This window comes from Nitrosopumilus sp. S4, assembly GCF_054515835.1.
In genome coordinates this window covers 981349-999230 of record NZ_CM137258.1, presented here as the reverse complement: position 1 = coordinate 999230, position 17882 = coordinate 981349, and the positions used below count along the sequence as shown (strand labels likewise).

Annotated in this window: 30 protein-coding genes; 16 read left to right on the top strand and 14 right to left on the bottom strand. The window is 31.7% G+C overall.

Annotated elements, in window-relative coordinates:
• The first annotated feature begins 89 nt into the window (after positions 1 to 89).
• Complete coding sequence (locus tag ACX119_RS05735; protein WP_459350343.1) at positions 90 to 899, top strand: plastocyanin/azurin family copper-binding protein; 810 nt, start codon at positions 90 to 92, stop codon at positions 897 to 899.
• Positions 900 to 1113: 214 nt separating this feature from the next.
• The gene (locus ACX119_RS05730; protein WP_459350342.1) at positions 1114 to 2571 is read left to right on the top strand and encodes a hypothetical protein; all 1458 of its coding nucleotides are present in this window, start codon (positions 1114 to 1116) and stop codon (positions 2569 to 2571) included.
• Between the two features lie 3 nt (positions 2572 to 2574).
• Here ACX119_RS05730 and ACX119_RS05725 read toward each other — a convergent pair whose 3' ends face one another.
• Complete coding sequence (locus ACX119_RS05725) at positions 2575 to 3192, bottom strand: O-methyltransferase (protein WP_459350341.1); 618 nt, start codon at positions 3190 to 3192, stop codon at positions 2575 to 2577.
• 105 nt (positions 3193 to 3297) lie between these two features.
• On the opposite strand from ACX119_RS05725, the gene ACX119_RS05720 reads away from it, so the two are divergent.
• Together ACX119_RS05720 and ACX119_RS05715 are read left to right on the top strand one after the other, a co-directional pair.
• On the top strand, positions 3298 to 3678 hold the full coding sequence (locus ACX119_RS05720; RefSeq protein ID WP_459350340.1) for a DUF6659 family protein: 381 nt from the start codon (positions 3298 to 3300) through the stop codon (positions 3676 to 3678).
• Between the two features lie 35 nt (positions 3679 to 3713).
• The gene (locus tag ACX119_RS05715; RefSeq protein ID WP_459350339.1) at positions 3714 to 4067 is read left to right on the top strand and encodes a hypothetical protein; all 354 of its coding nucleotides are present in this window, start codon (positions 3714 to 3716) and stop codon (positions 4065 to 4067) included.
• Here ACX119_RS05715 and ACX119_RS05710 read toward each other — a convergent pair.
• Positions 4058 to 4270, bottom strand: coding sequence for a hypothetical protein (locus tag ACX119_RS05710; protein WP_459350338.1), 213 nt, complete (start codon positions 4268 to 4270; stop codon positions 4058 to 4060). The two genes, ACX119_RS05715 and ACX119_RS05710, sit on opposite strands and share 10 nt — an antisense overlap.
• Positions 4254 to 4487 carry a hypothetical protein gene (locus tag ACX119_RS05705; RefSeq protein WP_459350337.1) on the bottom strand — a complete coding sequence of 78 codons (234 nt, stop codon included), beginning with the start codon at positions 4485 to 4487 and terminating at the stop codon, positions 4254 to 4256. Before ACX119_RS05705 ends, ACX119_RS05710 begins: the two co-directional genes overlap by 17 nt.
• A gap of 84 nt (positions 4488 to 4571) precedes the next feature.
• Between ACX119_RS05705 and ACX119_RS05700 the strand changes: the two genes are divergently transcribed.
• Positions 4572 to 4844, top strand: a complete 273-nt coding sequence (locus tag ACX119_RS05700; protein ID WP_459350336.1) for a DUF5615 family PIN-like protein — start codon at positions 4572 to 4574, stop codon at positions 4842 to 4844.
• Here the strand turns inward: ACX119_RS05700 and ACX119_RS05695 are convergent.
• Both ACX119_RS05695 and ACX119_RS05690 read right to left on the bottom strand, forming a co-directional pair.
• Positions 4841 to 5407 (bottom strand): hypothetical protein, encoded by a 567-nt coding sequence (locus tag ACX119_RS05695; RefSeq protein ID WP_459350335.1) that lies wholly within the window; start codon positions 5405 to 5407, stop codon positions 4841 to 4843. The genes ACX119_RS05700 and ACX119_RS05695 overlap by 4 nt on opposite strands.
• 15 nt (positions 5408 to 5422) lie before the next feature.
• Positions 5423 to 5656, bottom strand: coding sequence for a hypothetical protein (locus ACX119_RS05690; RefSeq protein ID WP_459350334.1), 234 nt, complete (start codon positions 5654 to 5656; stop codon positions 5423 to 5425).
• Positions 5657 to 5733: 77 nt separating this feature from the next.
• On the opposite strand from ACX119_RS05690, the gene ACX119_RS05685 reads away from it, so the two are divergent.
• Positions 5734 to 5985 carry a hypothetical protein gene (locus ACX119_RS05685; RefSeq protein WP_297592149.1) on the top strand — a complete coding sequence of 84 codons (252 nt, stop codon included), beginning with the start codon at positions 5734 to 5736 and terminating at the stop codon, positions 5983 to 5985.
• On the opposite strand, the gene ACX119_RS05680 is transcribed toward ACX119_RS05685, so the two are convergent.
• Together ACX119_RS05680 and ACX119_RS05675 are read right to left on the bottom strand one after the other, a co-directional pair.
• Positions 5978 to 6796 (bottom strand): hypothetical protein, encoded by an 819-nt coding sequence (locus ACX119_RS05680; protein WP_459350333.1) that lies wholly within the window; start codon positions 6794 to 6796, stop codon positions 5978 to 5980. The two genes, ACX119_RS05685 and ACX119_RS05680, sit on opposite strands and share 8 nt — an antisense overlap.
• Before the next feature lie 41 nt (positions 6797 to 6837).
• Entirely contained in the window at positions 6838 to 8652 is a 1815-nt protein-coding gene (locus ACX119_RS05675) for a potassium transporter TrkG (protein ID WP_459350332.1), read from the bottom strand.
• Positions 8653 to 8801: 149 nt separating this feature from the next.
• Between ACX119_RS05675 and ACX119_RS05670 the strand changes: the two genes are divergently transcribed.
• Both ACX119_RS05670 and ACX119_RS05665 read left to right on the top strand, forming a co-directional pair.
• Positions 8802 to 9227 carry a bifunctional nuclease family protein gene (locus ACX119_RS05670; protein ID WP_459350331.1) on the top strand — a complete coding sequence of 142 codons (426 nt, stop codon included), beginning with the start codon at positions 8802 to 8804 and terminating at the stop codon, positions 9225 to 9227.
• Between the two features lie 52 nt (positions 9228 to 9279).
• Positions 9280 to 9492: a hypothetical protein gene (locus ACX119_RS05665; protein WP_459350330.1), complete on the top strand. Its 213-nt coding sequence runs from the start codon at positions 9280 to 9282 to the stop codon at positions 9490 to 9492.
• Here the strand turns inward: ACX119_RS05665 and ACX119_RS05660 are convergent, their stop codons facing one another.
• Positions 9493 to 9690, bottom strand: coding sequence for a hypothetical protein (locus ACX119_RS05660; protein ID WP_459350329.1), 198 nt, complete (start codon positions 9688 to 9690; stop codon positions 9493 to 9495).
• A gap of 36 nt (positions 9691 to 9726) precedes the next feature.
• Here ACX119_RS05660 and ACX119_RS05655 point away from each other — a divergent pair, with 36 nt between their 5' ends.
• On the top strand, positions 9727 to 10119 hold the full coding sequence (locus ACX119_RS05655) for a hypothetical protein (protein WP_459350328.1): 393 nt from the start codon (positions 9727 to 9729) through the stop codon (positions 10117 to 10119).
• A gap of 159 nt (positions 10120 to 10278) precedes the next feature.
• Positions 10279 to 10527, top strand: coding sequence for a hypothetical protein (locus tag ACX119_RS05650; RefSeq protein ID WP_459350327.1), 249 nt, complete (start codon positions 10279 to 10281; stop codon positions 10525 to 10527).
• Here ACX119_RS05650 and ACX119_RS05645 read toward each other — a convergent pair.
• The 3 genes from ACX119_RS05645 to ACX119_RS05635 form a co-directional block, all read right to left on the bottom strand.
• The gene (locus ACX119_RS05645) at positions 10524 to 10784 is read right to left on the bottom strand and encodes a hypothetical protein (RefSeq protein ID WP_459350326.1); all 261 of its coding nucleotides are present in this window, start codon (positions 10782 to 10784) and stop codon (positions 10524 to 10526) included. The two genes, ACX119_RS05650 and ACX119_RS05645, sit on opposite strands and share 4 nt — an antisense overlap.
• Before the next feature lie 181 nt (positions 10785 to 10965).
• Positions 10966 to 11106 carry a hypothetical protein gene (locus ACX119_RS05640; protein ID WP_459350325.1) on the bottom strand — a complete coding sequence of 47 codons (141 nt, stop codon included), beginning with the start codon at positions 11104 to 11106 and terminating at the stop codon, positions 10966 to 10968.
• 339 nt (positions 11107 to 11445) lie between these two features.
• Complete coding sequence (locus tag ACX119_RS05635; protein ID WP_459350324.1) at positions 11446 to 12537, bottom strand: DUF1297 domain-containing protein; 1092 nt, start codon at positions 12535 to 12537, stop codon at positions 11446 to 11448.
• Positions 12538 to 12635: 98 nt separating this feature from the next.
• On the opposite strand from ACX119_RS05635, the gene ACX119_RS05630 reads away from it, so the two are divergent.
• The 3 genes from ACX119_RS05630 (at position 12636) to ACX119_RS05620 (ending at position 13829) form a co-directional block, all read left to right on the top strand.
• Positions 12636 to 12779: a hypothetical protein gene (locus tag ACX119_RS05630; protein WP_459350323.1), complete on the top strand. Its 144-nt coding sequence runs from the start codon at positions 12636 to 12638 to the stop codon at positions 12777 to 12779.
• 56 nt (positions 12780 to 12835) lie between these two features.
• Positions 12836 to 13393: a UbiX family flavin prenyltransferase gene (locus ACX119_RS05625; protein WP_459350322.1), complete on the top strand. Its 558-nt coding sequence runs from the start codon at positions 12836 to 12838 to the stop codon at positions 13391 to 13393.
• A 145-nt stretch (positions 13394 to 13538) separates the two neighbouring features.
• Positions 13539 to 13829, top strand: coding sequence for a hypothetical protein (locus ACX119_RS05620; protein WP_459350321.1), 291 nt, complete (start codon positions 13539 to 13541; stop codon positions 13827 to 13829).
• On the opposite strand, the gene ACX119_RS05615 is transcribed toward ACX119_RS05620, so the two are convergent.
• The 3 genes from ACX119_RS05615 to ACX119_RS05605 are packed head-to-tail and all read right to left on the bottom strand — an operon-like array spanning position 13826 to position 15349.
• Positions 13826 to 14032, bottom strand: a complete 207-nt coding sequence (locus ACX119_RS05615; RefSeq protein ID WP_297592162.1) for a Sec-independent protein translocase subunit TatA/TatB — start codon at positions 14030 to 14032, stop codon at positions 13826 to 13828. The two genes, ACX119_RS05620 and ACX119_RS05615, sit on opposite strands and share 4 nt — an antisense overlap.
• Positions 14033 to 14059: 27 nt before the next feature.
• Positions 14060 to 14851, bottom strand: coding sequence for a twin-arginine translocase subunit TatC (tatC, locus tag ACX119_RS05610; RefSeq protein ID WP_459350320.1), 792 nt, complete (start codon positions 14849 to 14851; stop codon positions 14060 to 14062).
• 30 nt (positions 14852 to 14881) lie between these two features.
• Positions 14882 to 15349 (bottom strand): hypothetical protein, encoded by a 468-nt coding sequence (locus ACX119_RS05605; protein ID WP_459350319.1) that lies wholly within the window; start codon positions 15347 to 15349, stop codon positions 14882 to 14884.
• Between the two features lie 95 nt (positions 15350 to 15444).
• Between ACX119_RS05605 and ACX119_RS05600 the strand changes: the two genes are divergently transcribed.
• The 3 genes from ACX119_RS05600 (at position 15445) to ACX119_RS05590 (ending at position 17879) form a co-directional block, all read left to right on the top strand.
• Positions 15445 to 15600: a hypothetical protein gene (locus tag ACX119_RS05600; RefSeq protein WP_459350318.1), complete on the top strand. Its 156-nt coding sequence runs from the start codon at positions 15445 to 15447 to the stop codon at positions 15598 to 15600.
• Between the two features lie 38 nt (positions 15601 to 15638).
• Entirely contained in the window at positions 15639 to 16028 is a 390-nt protein-coding gene (locus tag ACX119_RS05595) for a hypothetical protein (protein ID WP_459350317.1), read from the top strand.
• Positions 16029 to 16187: 159 nt separating this feature from the next.
• Positions 16188 to 17879, top strand: a complete 1692-nt coding sequence (locus ACX119_RS05590; RefSeq protein ID WP_459350316.1) for a hypothetical protein — start codon at positions 16188 to 16190, stop codon at positions 17877 to 17879.
• The last annotated feature ends 3 nt before the right edge of the window (positions 17880 to 17882 follow it).

The window sequence follows — 17882 nt, the reverse complement described above, 5'->3', positions numbered from 1 at the left end:
TTCTTTCTAATTAATAAACAGAAAGAACAGCATTGTATGAAATATTGAACACAGTAAACCCTTTTAATTATATTATTTCAATAATCTATATGAAAGCCTTTTTTGGATTTTTACTACTTGGATTTTTGTTAACCGTTACTATTCTACCTGATGCCTTTGCTGAAAATACTTACTCCGTTAAAATCCCTACAGGTGCTGCAAGTCCTGACGCTCCATATTTTTGGCAAAGTGAAAAAGATGGTGCAACTAATGGCGTAGTTGAAATTCTTATTGGCGACACCATAAAATGGGAAAATGCCGACACTGCTGCTCACACTGTTACTTCTGGAAGTGCATCTGATGGTCCAAATGATATTTTTGATAGTGGATTATTTCCACCAGGTCAATCCTTTTCATACACATTTGAAGAAACTGGAAATTATCCGTATTTTTGTATAGTTCATCCATGGATGGAAGGTAACATAATTGTCACTGAAGGATATTCTATAATTCCTGATGTAGGTAAACAAGTTGGTAATGGTGAAACATTATTTGATGTGGAATACAAATTTAATCGATTACTGAGTATCTCATCAATTGATGTAGAACAGAAATCTCTAATTTTTAATGTGGTTGGTAATCCAAAATCTGATAATCATAATTTGGAAATTAAATTAGATTCTCAATTAATTGATGGACCATTTGTTGTATGGTTGGATGGTGATAAGATTTCTGATTTTAGTTCAGAGAAGGATGGTGATTTCAACATTTTATCAATCCCATTATCTGCTGATTCCAAAATATTGACAATTATTGGAACTACTATAGTTCCAGAATTTGGACCCTTGGTGATGATGATTTTGAGCATATCTGTTATTGCAATGATTACCTTGAGTAAGAAATTTGGAATGAGGGTTTGATTTTATTACTGTCTACTATTTTGAACCCAAATAACACTTGTAAATTCTAAAATTTTATCTAATAATGGAATTTGAGCCTATTTTATTAATATTAATATTTGATTTTTTAGATCTGAATCACCTAAAATTCATGACTGTGTAAATTTTTTTTAAAAAGTTATTTTTACTATGTTCATAGAGAATCATCAAAAGATAGATGATTTAATTGACACAAATGACATTAACTGAGACCATTGAAAAAGTATCTTCATTAATTGATTCTGGAAATGGAGATGCTGGACGATTGTATCACATTCTTGAATTTCTAAAAAATAACAAGCCGTTATATCATTCAGATCAAACGTATCTTGAAAAAAAACTAAATTCATCATTTTCATTACACGATGAAATTCATGAGGAGCATCCATATCTTCCTAAAATAAAGAGTTTGATTGATTCTGGAGTAGGGGATCCTGGAAGATTACAACATATCTATGATATGCTTGAAAGTAACAAACCCCTGTATCACTCAGATCAAGTTTACTTGGAATCAAAATTAAATCCCAGTACAACTCAAAATATTACTTACATAGAAAGAGACATTCCAAAAGAATCCAACTCTAAAAAAACATCTACTCTGCAAATTAATCCTAAATCTGTCACTAGGGGTAGTATGCCTAAAGGATGGATGGAAAATACTTCTGATGATTTGGGGCAAATTTCTACTCTAATTAAAGATGAAGAAGACAAACTTGAAAAACAAAAAATGGTTTCAGATGAAATACTAATTCAACGCACAAAGTTATCTGAATTGACATCTCACCGAAAAGAATATGAAAAAAAAGTTTTACAAGAAAAAACATCACTTGAATCTGAGATAAAAAATGAACGATTAAGAATTGAAACTCAAACTAGGTTATCTGATGAAATTATTGCACAAAAAGAAGAATTAGAAAAAATAAAAAAAGAAAGAAATGATATAATCAAAAAAATTGATTCTGAAAAATCAAAAGTATCTAAAGAATTATTCTTGCAAAAAAAGCAATTGGTACAAGCTCAACTTGAACAAGAAAAAATAGAGAAACAGGTTCAAAATGAACAAATTTTATTGGCAGAAATGGCTCGTGAACAAAAAGATAGGCTTGTTGAGCAGGCAAAAATAGCCCATGAGATCAAATTAAGACAGGCTGAACTTGAAAAAACAAAGCAAGATTATGATGAAATAGTCTCCCAAGTAAACCAAGAAAAAGCAAAATTTACTGAATCTGAAAAACTCAAGAGATTAATAAAATCCCAAGAACGTGATTTAATCAAAGCAAAGGAAGAACGATTGAATCTCATTAACGCTATAGCAAGTGAAAAGGAAGCAATTGCAAAAAAAACACTAGAAGAAAAAGAAAGACTTCGCTCTCAATTAAATCTGAAAAAACAACTAAAGAAGGAAGAAAAAATTTTTGAATCCCTTAAAAAGAAACGTGAAAAAATTGAAAAACAAATAAAAGCTAAAAATAAAAAGTTGAAAGAAGAACAATTAAAAATTAAAAAACAAATTCAACTCAAAGATAAAAAATTAAAAACATTAAAGAAACCATCTGCCGTTAAATCAAAACCTATTGAGAAAAAATCTATTCCTAAAATAACACCTAAAAATTCTACAAAAAACACTGAAAAAGTCACTAAAAAAAGAAAATAATTGTCACCTTATTTTTATTGTAATCTCTTCTCCATTTCCTATTGGCGATGTAATGGTTCTAAGATTGGGATTTTTTCTTAGATATTTTGAGAATTCCTTCATTTCCTCCCTGTATTTTTCTGGGTATAACATGTTATCTGTAATGATGACTCCGTTTGTGGACACTAATGGTAATATTAAATCAAAATACTCTTTTACGTTTTCTTTATCTGCATCAATTAGAACACAATCAAAAAATTCAGTATGTTCATTACCTAAACTGAGTTTTGTTAATATTTCAAGTGCCTCACCTTGCATTATTGATATAGTGTCTGATATGCCTGCTTTTTGAAAATTTATTTGAGCCATTTTGATTTTATTTGGATTCCTTTCAATTGTTATAATTTTACCTGATTGTTCTGATATTGCCTCTGCACACCAAATAGTAGAATACCCTACTGACATTCCAATTTCAAGCATATTTTTTGCATTTTTTAGCCTTAAAATCATATTAATCAACTCGCCAGTTTCTTTTGTTATTGCAAGCATTCGATCTTCAGGTAGTACGACTACCTCTCTTGATTTCTCTTTTCTTGATTGCTCTGTCAATTCATCGAGAACCTGGATTATGGAATTTTTCATTATATGTGATTAATTTCAAATAATTTAACCCTGTCTGGGCTCTTTATGTGAATTAAAAATTTTTTTAATAGATTATATTTAGTAATTTTGAATTTTATACTAGATATGTCTGTGAAGCAGAAAGTAGATCTATTAGAAACTGTCCAACATATTCTCAATTTAGATCCTAAAATGAGGTTTGCAGCAATTATTGACTCTAAAGGAAATATACGAGAAGCAATTATGAAGACAGGAAAAACTAATCTTAAAACTCAAAAAGAAGAGGAGCATTTCTGTAAACAAGTTGCACAACGACGTGCAATGCGTAAAGAATTTGATAAATCTCTTGGCAAAGTTAGATATGTTCATGTCGAGCGTGAAAAAGTTTCTCAAATGGTGATTTACACTAAAAGAAATATCGTGTATTTTACTATGGAGCCTGAGATGCCAATAAATACAAAAATCCGATTGGTGACAAAAATCAAGAAAATCACTTCTAACCTATAGAAAATATTTAGATAATCTCCTAATTTTCTATTAACATGACATTTCACAAATATCTTGGTGATTCAAAAATGTTTGAATACGACAAGCATTATAGGGAATGTCAACAACTAAACATACCCTTCATCAAAGCAAAAATTGATCCTAGACATGGAAATTATTTTGTTCAAATCGATTTAATGACTTGTGATTATGATTTATCTGAAAAAGAAATGAATTTGATTAAAAAACTTGTAGATGTAGAAGTCCTATATCTGAAAAATAAATCAGATGCTGATATTCAAGGATATCATATTGATAAGGAAATGGCTTGGTTTGATGGGATTTCATCAGAAAATGTACATGAATTTTGTGAAAAATTATATGATATTACACTAGAAAATCATCCTTGAAATCTGATTAAGTTTTTCAAAATTTTATCGATTACTAATAGTTCCTGTTTTCGCTCTTTTATTGTAGTTTCATTCCATTTTTTTGCAAACTCTGATTGCTGATCTAATTTTTCTAATCCTTCGATATACTTTACAAGATGAATTTTGTATTCTTGAAGTAAATCCAGATGTTTGTTGTGATTTTTTTCACCCTGTGTGACCATTCCAGTCCTCCTCTTTCATGTCTGGAAACATATCTTTGATTCTTTTCTTATCTTTTTCCATAGCTTCAATTCGACTCTTAAGATGACTTTTTACAGTTGAATTTGATTCCGAATTAATTTCATCTTGAATTTCTTGTATAACTTTGCATAATGATCTATAGTAGGTAATGTGGTTTTTTCGTGATTCCTCAGACCTATCTTCTTTTTTCTCATCCATTACAATTCTTTGAATTTTTGAAAATAAGTACTTGTTCCTAAATTCTTGATTTACACTAATATTGAAACATGGAGTTAAAAAAATATGAAAATTTTAGTTGATGAAAATTTAGATGGAATGGATGAAAGACTTAAAGAAAAAGGGTATGAGGCTTACAGCGTAAGAAAATTACAACTAGAAGGAAAGAAGTTAGGTTCTGATTATTCAATTATTAATTATGCTCGTGAGAATAACATGATAATAGTTACTAAAGACACTGAATTTCGTAAGGCAAGTCAAGAAAATAATTTCCCTTTGATTCTTTTAGATGATGAGGAAATGCTTAAAGTGATTGTAGAAAAATTACAGAAATTCTAATTCAGGTTCTTTATATCGTACTGAGAAATTCTTAAATTTCCTAGGACTTCGTTTAAAAAATCATCCTCGGGTTGATGTGCAACAATATTCATAATTGTTTGCCAACAATCATTGATTTTTCGATTTATTTGAGAATACATTTTATCTTTTTTAAACGTGGGATAAAATGATAATAATCTCATTATGCCGTCAGTTGCTTGAACTATGTGAATTAAGTGGATTAGCCCTCTTAATCTTTCGTGAAACGAATATTTATTTTCCTTATTTAGAATTTCAAAATTTATTATTTCTTCATAAATCATTTCAATCTCATTATGTAAATTTTTAAGTTGATTGTTAACGGATTCATAAAGATTAATCAGTTCATATTCAATATGTGATCTGCTGTGGACTTTTTTTTCTATTTGGCCCGATTCAACTAGTGAGCTAATTTCTCTGTATACCATTTTTTCATTTCCAACTTTTTTGATTACTCTCTTAGCAAGCTCTGTACCACGAATTTTTCCATTTTCGTTGAGTATCCTGATTATCTCCGTTTTTATAATTTCTGTATTTTTATCCATTGTTTCTCCAAGATACTATTTTTGATATTTTTCTAACACTGCTTTTTCGCCCAACTCATTAATTTCCCTTGCTAATTTTTCTAAGAATCCAATTCCATTTCTGATTGGTTCTTTTTCTAAATTTTTATATTCTAATTTTTGCTTTAGAACTAGTTTTTCATTATTGATAAAACTCAGTAAACTAACATTTGGTCCCATGTTAAGTTTGATGAAAAAATCAACGTATTCATCAGCTGATTTTATTCCCATAAAGTACTACAAGATTACTGATATTTGTTTGAAACACCCAAATCTAGGTTTATTTACAATTTTGATCTACATTTGTTATGGATAGCTGTGATAGAAGGGTTCGTGCATACAAAAATGGAAAAACTTTTGATCAGTGTAGGGATATTGCTGAATCAATGAATCCTGATTTTAAAAGACAGATTGATGAAAATGGCAAAGTCTTATGGACTGAAATTTTAGAACAAGTAGATCATGATGAATTAATTTACAAATTAACTCTGAAATTCTTACGTCGTGATGGATATGATATTGGCAATCACAAAATTCCAGAAGTTAAAAAATTCACTTAGTTGGATCTATCTTACAACTTCCATCTGCATTTTGTAATTTTTTTGCCATGATGTATGGTGTTACTAGTAAAACTGGTATGGATATTGCAATGAATAGTGTTTGTAATTGAGTTAGTGCAATTGATAATGCTATTCCACTTGCAGTTCCGATAAAAATTGATAGAAAAGTCCCCGCACATGTAGGACATGCAATGAACAATCCTGTGGCAGCTCCAATAGTACTTACACCTCTGCCCTTTTTTGAAATTGTATATGCATTTACTGCAATTGCCATATTCAGAGCAACCAAATATGACACAATTACTTGTAAGACTAAATTAATTGGAATTATCTGCAATCCTACATGCTCTGTCAAATAGATTATGATTTTTGGCATATATCCAGGGCCATCACAACATGGTGCTACAAAACCTGAAGGAATTTCTGCGCCATAATGAATAGCAAAATTTACTTCTGGTTGATACACTAACGTTCCTGATACTAGGGCAAAGAAAATTCCATACAAAATAAATGTTAAAACAAAAATTTTTCGTGCTCTTGGATTCCAAGTAGTTAGGGCTATTGTAGTGGATATGTCGTTTTTCTTTCTTTCAACTTTCTCCATTTGGTATCTGTGCAGCCCAAATGCAATAGCTCCAAACGATACCATTAGTGTGATGTAAAATCCATAGGCTATTCTTTGAATTGAATCCATTGCACTAGGCGTAAAAACTTCCGGATCTTGATATCGTCCATATAATAAAAATAAAATTGCTATTGAGGCAAACCCTACAACAATCAATTTCTTTCCTTTGTGAGAACTTTTAGTCATATTCTTCATATGTGGATTTTTTTGTTGAAATTAAATTCTATCTAACTTAATTTAGGAATAAAGATGTAAATGATTGCAATTATTTCTAATCTGCCAAATATCATTAAAAATCCTAGAACAATCTTGGTTGCAGGATCCGTATCAAAATCAATAACTCCTGCTGAAAGTCCTCCCGTGGTAATAACTCCTACAGACTCAAAGAATGCCTCTTGATATGAAATATTTTCTGAAGCTGCTAAATGTAATCCCGTTATTCCAGCTATGGTTGGAAATAATGCGATAATAATTAATGTGGCAATAATGTCTTTTTTTGCTAGACTGGACATTTCGATCCTTTTAGCTTTACTAAATAAATTTCTACAATCTTTCAAATGGAATAATCTGAATATTTTCAAACCCCCCGCAGTTGAAAATCCACAACCACCAATGAACATTAGTATGATCAAAATTGTATGTGCTGCACCGCTTAGTCCAGCTAAGCTTTCTTTTTGTAATCCTGCAGTTGTACTAGCAGAGACTGAATAAAATGCACTTTGTAATGGGTCTAATCCGCTAACTCCTATGAATAAAACTGTGGCACTTCCTAAAATCGCAAAATAAACAAGAACTTCTTTACCAAGTTTTGGTGCAAGGAATTTTTTTCTTACAAATGCATAATGGAATGTAAATGGTAAAGCTCCTAAAATCATTGCACCCATTAAAATTAAGTCCTCTTGCCAAAGCAAATCGTCTAGAATTTCTGAATGGGGTACGAATCCTCCAGTTGCAAGAGTGCTCATTGCTAATGCAAAATTATCAATGATGTTTCTTTCCCCAAAGAAGTATAGTAAAACTGCTACAATGATGATGTATACTGCAAAAATGATAGTAATTGTAGAAAAGAGCTCCTTCATGTGGAGGGTTCTGCCAGAAATAAATCCACGCATGGATTGCAATTTTGATTCTGGATAAAATGCAGTAATCACTAGGTAAATGAAACTCATTCCTCCTACAAGTTGGGTGTAACTCCGGTAGAATGTAAAACTCTGAGATAAATCCTCTGGATTAGAATATAATGATATTCCCCCCGTCGTAAATCCTGCTGCACTTGAAAAAAATGCATTTCCAAAGACTTCTATGCTTGATTCATTACTAGGTTGAACATACAGATACGGGACAGTCCCAAATAATGATAGCAGAAATAGACTTGAAAAAACTAAGATTGATGCTTGTTGGAGATTAAGACTTGATTTTTCACCATATGAGTTTAGGAAAAAACCTGTCACAAGTAAAAGAACGGTTGTAAGATAAATTCCAGTTGCAGTGGTTGTATCTTCTAGAATAGTTGCCACAATTGCTGGTACCAAAAGCAATACTCCTGCAAATTGTAATACAAATCCTAGATTCCCTAGAACTGCTTTTACTGGTGGACTCAATAAACGAGGTGCAATAGCAGTTGCATCTCTAATTGCATTAGCTATTGCAGTTTGAAATATCATTCCAATAACTTCATTTTTCTTTGATAATACTGGGAGTTTTCTAATATGTCCATCTCTCATTTTATGTAAGGCATCCTGAAGAGTTGCCTTTTCGTTAATTGTAATGAGTGGTTCACTCATAATGTCTTTTAGTGTTGTAGTTTCTGCGTAAACTGTCACATCACTAACCTTGCTAAGAATATCTTCATCAGTAACAATTCCTACTGGCATTCTATTTTCATCAGTTACAATAATATCGTCTGTTTCATAATGTCGTAGCATTCTAGCAGCTTCTCTTGTTAGTGTTTTCTGACTTAGAATAAGGACATCTTTATCCATGTATTCGGTCACATATTTGCTCAGAACATATGATACTGCACGTTCTGGATTTGTTGACATAAAGCTACCCATAGTTGGGGATTTTAAATAATTTGGGGTTACGCATTAGTCTTGATCGTTAAAAAATTCTTTACCTGAGTAAAGCAATCTACTGATCTCAGAATTTTTGCTATCTTTATAAGGATTGAATAGAAATTATGCGTATTACGATGGAGATTAATCAAGCACAAGAACCAGATTATGAATCAGTAAAAATAGATTATGTAGGATTTGTAGACCCTTATGCTGTTGAAGGAATGGTAATTCTCAAGGCAGATAGCGGAAAAGAATTTCACATGAGGGCATTCTCTGGTGAGGTAGCAAGACATATCTCGAGTTTTTCAGAAACAGAAAGTGAGCCAGTTCCATCCATTTACAAAATGATAGAAGAAATTTGTGAGGAAAACGAGCTTGTCTTAGTTAAAGTCAAGATTTATGAAAGTGGAGAGGTTCTAAGGGCAAATCTGTATTTTACTGGAAAAAAAGACCTTGTTTTACGAAACTATCGGGCTTCAGATGCTATGGCATTGGGTGCCTTTTACAATATCCCTATTCTAGTTAGAAAGAATCTGCTCAAAGAAAGCATGGAAGCATAGGTTTCCTTAATTCTTTAGATTAGTTTTTGTGGTAGTAATTATTTGAATAATTATGAGCGAACAAGAACAAATTATGGATAATCTACTAAATGTTGATTTAGAAATTATTGACGCCATTAGAGAACTTCATCAAAAACATTGGGATTCTGATTCTCTAAAACAACAAGTTGGTGATTTGCTAAAAATTCGTGATGAGATGGTAGAGCAACTAATTACATACAATGATGATTCACATCAATGTGGTTGTGGCCATGAACATGAATGATCATTCCGGATTCTCAAAAAATTTATCTGGAAACATCTCCTCTATTTTGTCTAATTCTCTTTGATATTTTTTAATTTTAAATTGGGTTGCTTCAAAATCTGATTTTTTACATTCAGTATTCTTTAATTCTTTGATTTTTTTTGTTAGTGTTTTGTGCATTATTGAATATTCGGGAAATTTTTTAGGCAAGTTATTCATTAGCTAGATTAAATATACATGATGCTAATACATGATATGAAAGTTCTGTTTTTTTCAATATTTTTAATTTTATCTGGAACTAGTACTGTTTTTGCAGAAGACATTACTGCCAATGTTGTTTCTGAAGAAAAAATACACATAGTTGATGAGCAAATAATGATTGCTGCTGATATAACAAATAGTCAGAATATCCCGCAAATTTTTGCATATATTACTCAAGTAACTAATGAGGATGGTGTTGTAATCTCTCTTTCATGGTTGACAGGTTCACTATCTCCAAAACAATCATTTTCACCTGCACAGTCTTGGATCCCAACTGAATCTGGTATTTATCACATACAAGTTTTCGTTTGGGAGAGCATTGATAATCCTGAAGCATTATCTCCTCCTTTATCGATGACAGTCAATGTTCATGACAGAACATCCTAATTTTTTAAAAACATGCTTCATAATTCGGCAAACTCATCAACAATCAGTTATAGCTTATTTTGATTAATCATCAGCATTTTTGTTTACTTCTTTCATAGTATATTATTCTTGTATCTAGTAAATGCCAACCTTTTTGATGAGTTTTGATTTTATAATCTCATGGTAAATTTTGAAAAACTCTATCACAAAATTGCTTTACAGGTAATCAAAAGATGTCATGGGGCAATCAAAATCACCAAACATGGAAAAATCCTTGAGGTTTATGATCCAAAACGACATATTTGGAGTAAGGGTCTTGCCGGTCTCATAATTAAAGAAGAATGCAAAAATGCTAATCTGAGGGAATGGGAATTTGCAAATGTTAGGACTTACATAATCAAAGAATTATTGAACAAATCTGATTCTTAATATTCTACTTTTCTAATAATGTGGGGTTCTTTCAGCATAATGGTGTCATCTTTTCTTGATGATAATTCTACTTGTCTTAGATTGTTGGTGGTGATGACAATTAATGCCTCACACCGTGAACATAAAATTGTTTTTCCACATGATCTTTCTTCTCTGATTAATTCTTTCTCTAGCTTGTCATCTTTTTCACATGTGGGGCATAATTTTGGCTCTTTTGAAATGCTGATAATCTCCTTAATGAAAATAGTTCTACCCACAGAATTACTATAAAATTAGCACAAAAAAGAGTTTGTATCGCTAATTGGCATCCAGCAGTTTTCTCTCAAACATCAAACCGTTTTAATTATTTGAGAGAGAACGTTGAGTATTCAATATATTTCTCAATCTAGCCAATTAACATTATGATTGATTTTTTGTGAAAATATATTTTTGTTGATCTTAGATGCACTTTTTGATTATATCATTTACAGCTCTTGAGTAGCTGTATGCAGAGTTTTGTTTTTGCATTTTTTTTGCTTGGATCACTCTTATTTTTTTATCAAGTTCATCTTCGATCATTATTGTAACACGTCGAGTCATGTTATGTTTTTCTTAAATTCTGTATTTATGGGATACATAGTTTTTTTTCTAGTGCCAAATATTTTTTAAAATTTGTAAACAAATAATTACATAATCTTTGATATTTTATTGAAATTATTCATACTAAATGTTAAATAGTAAAATTGCATATAGTAAATGATGTCGTTAGTTGTAAAATCTGGCGATTAGACTGCGCTGCCCCGCAGAACAACAAAGGCAATCAAACGTTTAACGTTTGACCACGAGAGGGAATCTCTCAAAGTTCTGCAATAAGGGGGTTTGCGCCTTTTTAATTTCTTAATTTTGTGAGATGATTATTGATAATGAATTTCTAGAAATTTATGTTACAATTTCGTCAAGACGATCTTCTTCTTGCGCTCTTTTAATTTCCATGGCAATCCTTCGTCCTACGCCAAAAGTTTTTCCATATTGATATTTTGTATATGGACTTGTGGTTGCAACAATTGGGTTTCCCGGAACGCGTAATGATACATCATAAACAATTAGCTCCAAATCTTTTGTGATTACGCTTTGTAGTGAGAATGGGCCAATGATTCCAGGGGCATATTCTTTCTTAACTGCAGCCACAAATTTGTCCCCCATTTTGATAACCTTCTCAAGAAGTGATTCTCTAATGCTTGCTGGTGTGTGCCCAACCTCGATATTTTGTAAATCCACATCGATATCTAATTGCTGCTTGGCTGGAAGTGCATTATAGTCGTGAATATTGGTTTGTAACCTTCTCTCAATTCCAATAAAATCTACATGATCAGAAATTGGTGTGTGAAAGAAATTAAAATTCATATAAGTTCCAATTGCTAATTCTTCAATACTTGACTTTTCAAGATCCTTTCTTGCAATAATGCCTTGCTTGATTTTAGCTTCGGATTTTTCTTTAAAATCTTTGTAAGATGATACTGTGAAGAAGGCTCTCTCAAGAGGTCGATTTTTCTCTTGAACTTTAACAATACATGGTTTGTTGATTTGTTTTGGATCTTTGAACAATTTTGGATATTTTATTTTGGCTTTTTCAAGTAGGTAGTATTGTCCTTTTTTAGCTGTTCTTTCTTCAGCTTGGAATAATTTTCTATTGCCAAAGATTGGAACTTTAAATGAATTCTCAATGGTTTTGTATCCTAGATAAACAGTAAGTGATCTATGTGGAACAATTATTGTATTTGTATCACGTATTTTTTTTTGGTTTTGAGCCGAGGCCATATCTTTGAATTTATCTAAAATTATTATCTCATCTGCAATTCTGTTGAATCTTTGATATGGTCCTTCTCTGCCTTTTTGACAAAAAACCATTGTTTGAAAATCCTCATCTTTTGCTCCATCCATTACTTCTAGTGCTGAATGACTTCCTAAAACCCCAATTTTTACATCTGTATAGTCATTTACTATTTTCTTAATCTCAGAACTTTTAATCACATTATGCCTAGATTAGAGGATCTAATATAGCTAATTTTCCATTTGTTCAGATCGTACATAATCACAAGATTTTTCATGAAAGAGATGTGATATTTGTTGTGCTATACCATTTTGAACTTCAGATGGCAGGAGTGATTTTACTTACTGCCATGGCTATTGGAGGCATTTCATTGTGGCTAAAGAGAAGAAAAGAGCAAAATGATTTGATGAATTTGGATAGTGAATATTCCAAAAATCTCTAGTGCTAAGCATGTATGGTTATCTAATAGATAAAATACTGTGAACTGGTTAAGTAATTATGAAATTAGTTATTGGAATCACAGGCAGTACTGGTGTTATTTATGGAATTAGAATGTTGGAGGTATTAAAAAAATTAAATGTTGAAACACACTTGATTATGTCTGAATGGGCTACAAAATGTATTGCTATGGAGACAGAGTATTCACTTGATTATGTAAAGTCACTTGCAACCACAATTTCAGATGAAAAAAATATGGCCTCAAGCGTATCAAGCGGAACCCACAGAATTGATGGGATGATAGTAGCACCATGTAGTATGAAGACACTGTCTTCTATTGCAAATGGATATGATGATACATTAATTGCTAGAGCTGCCGGTGTGACAATAAAAGAATCTAGAAAATTAATTCTAATGGTTAGGGAGACTCCAATGTCTGCAATCCATCTTGAAAATATGCTAAAACTATCTAGATTGGGAATTGTGATTTTGCCCCCTGTAACAGAATTTTATACAAAACCAAAAACAATCGATGATATTGTAAATCATGGGGTTGGAAAGTGTTTAGACCAATTTGATATAGAGCATAACTTATACCCTCGATGGGGTACTTTCTAAATCAAGTTTGCCTAAATTTTCCTTAGAAAAAATAATTCATGCTAATAGGGATAAAGTATTTGAAATCTTTTCAAATTATGAAAAATATCAAGAAAGATTCTCGCAACATTATCCATCAATACGAGTTAGGTCTGTGCGAAATAATGTGGCAGTTGTAGAGGAGCACGTGAATTTTGATGACAAAGAATTTGTAATTATGGCAAAACATGTTTCTGAGGAACCTGTATTACATGAGATTTTTGTAATTGGTGGTGATGCTAAAGGAAGTTACTTTAAACAACAATTTGTAAAATTGGACGAGAATACCAAAGTTATCGTTGACGTGGACATAAAAATAAAAGGAAAACAAAAGATAATGACATTGTTTGGGAAAAATGATTTTAAAGAAAATTATTCTAAAATACTAGATGATTTTGTAAAAATCGCTGAAAACTAGTCTGATTTTAATTCTTTATCTTTGAAATCTTTGAGTTCTTTTTCGCCTTCAATTTTACCCTTTTCAAACTCACCTTTTGCTTTACCAAAGGTTTTAGCAAGTTCTGGGATCTTTTTTGCACCAAAAATGAAAACTACTGCAATGATAATGATGAAGATCCATTCCTGTCCTGCAATGAAATTGGCCAAGCCCATTCCTAACATTATATATCTAATTGATTAAATTTGGATTTAAGTGTTCAACTTTTTGCGTTCTTTACGCTCAATGATAATCATGCCTGCCGAATAGAGTGCAATCATAGGTCCTGCTATAAACCACATAGTAACCCCACTTCCATCAGGAGTAATTACCGCTCCAAAAATAACAATGGCAACAATCGCATATCTAATATTCTTTCTCCAAAAATCCGAATCCACCATTCCAGAAACTGAAATGGCATACATTACAAGTGGAAGCTGAAATGAAAAACCAAATGCTAGCAAAAACTGTAAAACAAATGTTACAAAATCAATTACATTCAAAAATGTAACTAGCCCTGCTGATTCTCCATATCTATACAAAAAATCCAAAATGTATGGAATGACAAAATTATATGAAAATAAACATCCAGCAATAAATAGTCCCAAAGCTGGAATTGTAATGCTTCTGCTAACATTGATCTCATTTTCTTTTAATGCCGGTTTGATGAAGCCTACAAATTCTTTTATTATTATTGGCATTCCAACCACGATTCCAACCAATGCTGCAATGTATACTTGAGCAAAGAATGCCTGTCCTGGTGCGGTTTGAATTAATTGCACGTCTTGTGGAACTAAATTATTTTTCATGTGGTTGGTAATTTGAGCTGCTATGTTGTTTAGTGGCTCTAGAGTCGGATAATAAAGAGTTACAGAATTTAGTTCAATTGGTTCAAGATGTAGTGAAAGTATTAACACTGTAATAATTCCCACTACTAAAACAATTCGTAGGATTCTTTTTCTTAATTCTTCAAGATGTTGATTGAATCCTTCCAATTCTGACATTGGGTATCTTTATGCTTTAAACTATATCAATCAAGTGGGAATAGGCAATAATTTTGCTTCAGGAAGACCTGCTTCTTTTAGCTGTTCTGCAGTAATGCCTTCAAATTCCAAAGAAATGATGGCCTTGGTGTTGAATTTTTCTTCCATAGCCTTTGCTAAATCTGAAATGTCTTTTGCAGAATAGATTTCTTTAGAATCTTTGAGAAATATCCTATCTCCTTTCTCCATCTCCTTGCCGTTGAATTTCCCTTGGAGAAAACTGGTAATCGAAGGAAGTTCCTTTCTATCTATATTGTTATGAAAATAACAGATTCCTTTTACTGATTGATAATCATAAGCAGTACCGTGCCTATACATGAAAACGCCAATGAATTGGGCAGCATCATCTGGTTCTCTCACACATTTAATTTCCCAATTAAGCAAGTTTTTCTCATCGTATGAATATCCTGCCAATTCTTCAGATGTGATCTTCCAATATCTCATTCTACCTTTTGCCATTATCTATTATCTAAAATAATCATCTATAAATTCCAATATCAATCAAATGGCTTAATTCCTAACCTGTTTTTATAGGAAATCAGATAATTTACAATATGAGTAATAGAATCACTGTTGTTTTGACTCCTTTGAATGTTGAAAAACTTCGTACAATTCAAGCAAAGATGATCAAATCATCTGAAAAATCAGTTAGTTTCTCGCATGTACTAAATTTAGTTGTGAGTGAAGGACTGAAGAAATTTAAATCATAAGAAAAAAATAATTCCCTGGATGGTCTTTATTCCTACACATGAATGCTGATCAAAATAATCCTCTGGCACCAATTGAAATTAATGATTATCCCAAACTTTTTGATTATGTAGTCACTGCAAATGGTTTGGTTTATTTTCAAACTTTGAAAAGAAATTACCTTTTAGGCAAATCAATGTCTTTAGATGAATATAACAAACTTCGATTACTGTATGTGTATTATGCAACTGGAAATAAAAATCCTAAAGAAGTCCAGATATGGCAAGATATTTGCTTAACACTTGAAGAGAAAGGAATCTTTGAGAAAAACATGTATGAATCAAAAGAAGATTTGAAAGAAAAATTACTAATCACTAAAAATCCTCATTATCAATCGGGTCTTTACAAGATCCATATTGATTACATCAAAAATAAAACCAAATCAAAGTAACTGATTCTGGGCAGGGGGATATCAATTACAATACATGTCCACAGAATCAGATACCTGGCATTTATTGCAAAATAAGTATAAAAACACAAAATTATTCGGAAGTAAAACCATCTTGCTAAATTAATTCTAATATACTTTGTACCCATTTTTGTTTGTAATTTGACGAATAGATGCTACCAAGTCTTAGAAGAATATGACCCAAAGAAACACAATGTCAAACTAAGACCATCTGTTTTGAAATGTATTACACTATTGAAAAAGGGTGATACCTTTGAACCAAAAAACCTGATAGTTGAAAATGCTGATTATCTAGCATCAAAGAACGCCAAGAGTAAACTAGTTGCATCAAAGCACGTTGTAGATAATACCCTCAAAATTGCTAAGGAATTGGGTATCATCAAAGAACCTGAATCTATTGGATTGTCATTTGAGGATTTTTGCCAACTAGACACAGTACAATACTTTAGCGAACAGTTGAAAGGCACAAAAACCAAATACCTCAAATCAGTAAGTTATGATAGTTCTACTAAGAGAAATTACCTATACAGGACATGGGAATTTAATAATTGGCTACATGGCAAAACCTTTGAGTTTAAACAAACAAAGCATCTAACTGAAACTCAATTTGAAATAGTTACTGAAAAAATCACCATTGAGGGATTAGAGCATTTCTTAGAATTATTCAAAAGGTCGTTTAACTCTGATTCTGATTTTATCAGGGTAATCAAGCGATTCCTCAATGATGAGATGAATAGAAAGTGTAGTGTTGGATATATGAAGATGAAACGAAATGCCATTCTATCCTACTTTGAGAAAAATGAATGTGAGTTGAAATTCAAGTATGATCCAAGAATCAACCATCAAGATTTTAGTGAAGAAAGTAGTAATGCCACCTTATCCCTAACTGATTTGTATGCTATGATTACATCAGGTGGAATTACAACAAAAGAGAAAGCAGTAATTTTATGCAAATTTCATAGAGGTTTGGATAATTCTACATTTTGTGACCGATTCAACTTTCAAGCATGGGATCAATTAGTAGAATATTTCGGTACAGAAAATTATGATAATTGGGATATTTCTAAATGTCCTGTACCAATCAGATTAACCAGAATTAAGACAAACTATACCCATGTTGGTTATCTTGATGTTGATGCAATTCAAGCACTTCAAAAATGGTTCAAAGTAAGATTTTCTAAAACAGGTGAAAATATGAAATCAAACCAACCAATATTCATTGGTAGATTCAATCAACCAATCAGGGTTCAATGGCTTACTAGCCTAATTCCTAGACTTGCTGAAAATGCAGGGATTCAGAAGAAAATCAACAATTCTAATCTAACTGTAAAGAATGAGAAAACATCACATGAGTTGAGGGATTTGTTGAAATCCACATTGATAGTAAATGGCGTTGCATCATACGTTTGTGAATTGGCAATAGGTCACAAAGTGGGTGATAGTTATGAGAAGCAAGATAAACTATATCCTGACAAATCTAGAGCAGAATTTATGAAGGCATCTGAACATATCAACATCTTTTCAAATTATACCAACTATCTCAAAGAGGGTAATGAACTCAAAGAGAAAGAAAAACAGGTAAAAGAATTAGAAGCAAAACTATCAAAGTTTGTAGATTTGGAATCTAGATTTGATGAGAAAATGAGATTGATTGAAAGTAGGATTGATTCAAAGATGATAGATATTAGAACCGTTGAGGAACACGCCAAAGAAGATGAATTGGAAATCAGAAGAATTGAAAAAGAAAAAGGAATTATCTATAATATGACTACTGATCAAGCAAGATTCAAACATGATGAATTAGTTGGAAAATTGGAAAAGAATAAAAAATGAATA

Bases quoted from the DNA above. Each gene is read 5' to 3' on its own strand.
- ACX119_RS05655 (WP_459350328.1), top strand. From the start codon at position 9,727: ATGAAAGTTCTGTTTTTTTCAATATTTTTAATTTTATCTGGAACTAGT.
- ACX119_RS05615 (WP_297592162.1), bottom strand. From the start codon at position 14,032: ATGTTAGGAATGGGCTTGGCCAATTTCATTGCAGGACAGGAATGGATC.
- ACX119_RS05595 (WP_459350317.1), top strand. From the start codon at position 15,639: ATGAATGCTGATCAAAATAATCCTCTGGCACCAATTGAAATTAATGAT.
- ACX119_RS05705 (WP_459350337.1), bottom strand. From the start codon at position 4,487: ATGGATGAGAAAAAAGAAGATAGGTCTGAGGAATCACGAAAAAACCAC.
- ACX119_RS05665 (WP_459350330.1), top strand. From the start codon at position 9,280: ATGAGCGAACAAGAACAAATTATGGATAATCTACTAAATGTTGATTTA.
- ACX119_RS05695 (WP_459350335.1), bottom strand. From the start codon at position 5,407: ATGGATAAAAATACAGAAATTATAAAAACGGAGATAATCAGGATACTC.
- ACX119_RS05735 (WP_459350343.1), top strand. From the start codon at position 90: ATGAAAGCCTTTTTTGGATTTTTACTACTTGGATTTTTGTTAACCGTT.
- ACX119_RS05710 (WP_459350338.1), bottom strand. From the start codon at position 4,270: ATGGTCACACAGGGTGAAAAAAATCACAACAAACATCTGGATTTACTT.
- ACX119_RS05640 (WP_459350325.1), bottom strand. From the start codon at position 11,106: ATGACTCGACGTGTTACAATAATGATCGAAGATGAACTTGATAAAAAA.
- ACX119_RS05600 (WP_459350318.1), top strand. From the start codon at position 15,445: ATGAGTAATAGAATCACTGTTGTTTTGACTCCTTTGAATGTTGAAAAA.
- ACX119_RS05675 (WP_459350332.1), bottom strand. From the start codon at position 8,652: ATGTCAACAAATCCAGAACGTGCAGTATCATATGTTCTGAGCAAATAT.
- ACX119_RS05650 (WP_459350327.1), top strand. From the start codon at position 10,279: ATGGTAAATTTTGAAAAACTCTATCACAAAATTGCTTTACAGGTAATC.
- ACX119_RS05625 (WP_459350322.1), top strand. From the start codon at position 12,836: ATGAAATTAGTTATTGGAATCACAGGCAGTACTGGTGTTATTTATGGA.
- ACX119_RS05670 (WP_459350331.1), top strand. From the start codon at position 8,802: ATGGAGATTAATCAAGCACAAGAACCAGATTATGAATCAGTAAAAATA.
- ACX119_RS05660 (WP_459350329.1), bottom strand. From the start codon at position 9,690: ATGAATAACTTGCCTAAAAAATTTCCCGAATATTCAATAATGCACAAA.
- ACX119_RS05680 (WP_459350333.1), bottom strand. From the start codon at position 6,796: ATGACTAAAAGTTCTCACAAAGGAAAGAAATTGATTGTTGTAGGGTTT.
- ACX119_RS05605 (WP_459350319.1), bottom strand. From the start codon at position 15,349: ATGGCAAAAGGTAGAATGAGATATTGGAAGATCACATCTGAAGAATTG.
- ACX119_RS05715 (WP_459350339.1), top strand. From the start codon at position 3,714: ATGACATTTCACAAATATCTTGGTGATTCAAAAATGTTTGAATACGAC.
- ACX119_RS05685 (WP_297592149.1), top strand. From the start codon at position 5,734: ATGGATAGCTGTGATAGAAGGGTTCGTGCATACAAAAATGGAAAAACT.
- ACX119_RS05725 (WP_459350341.1), bottom strand. From the start codon at position 3,192: ATGAAAAATTCCATAATCCAGGTTCTCGATGAATTGACAGAGCAATCA.
- ACX119_RS05690 (WP_459350334.1), bottom strand. From the start codon at position 5,656: ATGGGAATAAAATCAGCTGATGAATACGTTGATTTTTTCATCAAACTT.
- ACX119_RS05730 (WP_459350342.1), top strand. From the start codon at position 1,114: ATGACATTAACTGAGACCATTGAAAAAGTATCTTCATTAATTGATTCT.
- ACX119_RS05720 (WP_459350340.1), top strand. From the start codon at position 3,298: ATGTCTGTGAAGCAGAAAGTAGATCTATTAGAAACTGTCCAACATATT.
- ACX119_RS05700 (WP_459350336.1), top strand. From the start codon at position 4,572: ATGAAAATTTTAGTTGATGAAAATTTAGATGGAATGGATGAAAGACTT.
- tatC (WP_459350320.1), bottom strand. From the start codon at position 14,851: ATGTCAGAATTGGAAGGATTCAATCAACATCTTGAAGAATTAAGAAAA.